This is a genomic window from Helicobacter labacensis (assembly GCF_003660285.1).
In the GTDB taxonomy this organism is placed as follows: Bacteria; Campylobacterota; Campylobacteria; order Campylobacterales; family Helicobacteraceae; genus Helicobacter; species Helicobacter labacensis.
In genome coordinates this window covers 1-2,473 of record NZ_QXQQ01000049.1, presented here as the reverse complement: position 1 = coordinate 2,473, position 2,473 = coordinate 1, and the positions used below count along the sequence as shown (strand labels likewise).

Sequence of the window (2,473 nt, the reverse complement as noted above, 5' to 3'; positions counted from 1 at the left end):
CTAGGGGTGGGGGGGATGGGGTAGGGGAGGGGTGTTGGTTTAAAATCGCTAAGGGCTTGTTGGGCTTTTGTAGCGGCTGCTTGCGCGCTGGTAGCGGCTGCTTGCGCGCTTTGTGCGCTGGTGATCGCGCCAGAGGCGATGCTTGCTTGCGCGCTAATGGTTGGGTTAGTCGCTAATACAATGTTTGAACTCTGTTGGGTTTCTGTGCTCGTTCCAATGATGCTAGCCACTTGTTCAGAGTTGAAAGCCAAACCCCCTAAAAAGGTGATGTCGCCATAACTAATATGTTGGCAACGATCAAGCCCGATCCATAGCGGACCCCCTGAAGTGCAATAGCCTTTAAAGGCGTTGTTTTCCTGTGTGTTGGTGGGGCTTGGGGTGCGCCCAAGCCAGTATTGGTTTTCTTCAAACACGCCTAACATGTAGGGGATCATGCTAGAAGTGTAGTCCTTAAGTAGGCTTTGGGCTTGGGCGATATTGCCACTGCTAAGGGCATCGCTGAACATGGTATAGAGTTTAGAATTGGTAAAATTGCCCGCAAAGTTAGAGGGGCTTAGATACGAATTGAGATAGGCAAACTCTTGTTTGATAGCCGCTTGGGCTTGGGCGTTGTTGGCAAAGTAGGGTTCAGCCCCCACATATTGGCTTGCCCCATACTTGCTTAATTGCGCCACATTAAAAAGCGTGTTCCACATTTCAGATAGGGTAAGCCCGGTGGGTAACTCAGGCGCGCTAGGGTAAGAACTCCCACAATTATGAGGACCTGCAGAGCTCATATTGCCCGCCACGATATTAGGGATAATGCATGTGCGCCCGCTATTGGCGTAAGTGAGGTTATTAATCCCTGTGGGGCTTTTGCCCCATTTTTCCCCTACGGCGTATTGCATCCACTGGTTGTGAAAAGCTTGTCCTAGAATCTGGGCTATACCCGCGATTTGGCTGAGTGCCTTTGTGTTAGCGGTTTTAGCAGCAGTGGCTGCGCTAGTGGCAGCAGTTTTAGCGGCATTGGCGGCGTTAGTGAGCTGGGCGACCTTATTGGCGTTTTGCAGGGCAACCCCTTTATCCTTGTTGCTAAGCTGGCTAATATCCGTGCCAATGGTAGAGGTTAGGGTTTTGATGTCGCTAGCTAGGGTGTTGATGGCTTGGATCACTTGGGCGGGGGTGAGCGAACTGATTTGAGAGCTTTGCACGGGGGGGGTGATGGGGGTGTAGGTGATCCCTAATTCTTTAGCCGCTTGGGTGGCTTGGGTGTTTAGAGTGTTTAGAGTGTTTAGGGCTTGGGTGAGGGTTTGCTGGTTATCCTTATTGACATTACCTAGCGCACTCTTGTATTGCGTGATACTCTCTTGGGCTTGGGTTAGGAGGGCTTGGTTTTTGGCTTGGTAGCTACTTATGAGCTGGTTTAAGTAGTTTTGGTAGCTAGAGGTGTCTTGTTCTAGCCCTGTGAGGGCTTGGACATGCAGGGCGCGCGTTAGGCGATCTTGTAATGTGGCTAAAATCTGGGCAATTTGGGTGGAGTTGGGGTTGAGGCTGGCAAGTTGCTGGGCGTATTTTTGTAATTGGGTGAGGGTTTGGGCTTGGTTAGCCTTAAGCTGGGTTAGAGCGTTGTTATAGGCTGCTAGATTGGCTTTGTAGGCGGCGATTTTAGCAGCGTTGGCATTTGGGGCACTACGCACACTCTCTAGCGCGCTACCTCCCCCCACATCCATGCCAAAGGACATAAAAGCCCCGTCCAAATAGGAGGCAAAGGGGTGCGCGCTCGCGCCACAACACAGATACAGACTAAGGCTTAAGGCTTTTTTCATGGATTTGCCCTAGAGCTAGATTATGAATGGTATGCACAAATAGTAACATAAAAAAGCCTTTTTGCCTCTGATCTGGCTAGAAAATCGTAACAAAATTTAAGAACAAATCCGCGCTCTTGTAATTGTCTAAGAGTTTGATCGTCTCTGTGCCATCGTGGTTAGCTAGATTGATCGTGCGGTTGGCATTAGCCAAAGGGATATGCACGCCTAACATCCACTTAAAGCGGTTGAAACGCATGCTAAACCCAAGGGTAGCATCCACATTGATATTATTGCGCCAAACCCCTGTATCATTGCCTAAGAAGGTGGCGTTCCACAGATTGAACAAGCCTAGCAAGCCTGCAAAAAAACCATAGGTTTGGATTGAGGGCTGTCTTCTATACTTGCTCTTTTTGATCTTGGTGTAGACATTAAATAAGAGATTGCTCCCCAGACCCGCGCTGTAGCGGTTGAGCGCGTTCACATTGCTATCTACAATGAATTTTTTCATATACAAGTAGCGGTAGCTAAAATACCCATAGGTAGAGATTCCAATAAAGGGGGTGAAAAACTTTTGGTAGCCTAGTTCGCTCTGAAACCCCACTTGCAGGGAGTGTTCTTGTAAATTGCTAGTAGAAATGCTCACCATGGGCATTTGGGGCTTTTTAATGGGGGGCAGGGGGGCGGGA

General features: G+C 49.2%; 1 protein-coding gene and 1 pseudogene. Both read right to left on the bottom strand.

Translation table 11 applies throughout. From position 1 onward, the window contains the following. A partial coding sequence (locus tag EAO33_RS08810) for a hypothetical protein (protein ID WP_120946406.1) occupies positions 1–1,805 on the bottom strand: 1,805 nt, incomplete at its 3' end. Positions 1,806–1,881: 76 nt separating this feature from the next. Beyond that, positions 1,882–2,473: pseudogene (locus EAO33_RS08805) on the bottom strand (outer membrane protein); the annotation flags it as partial.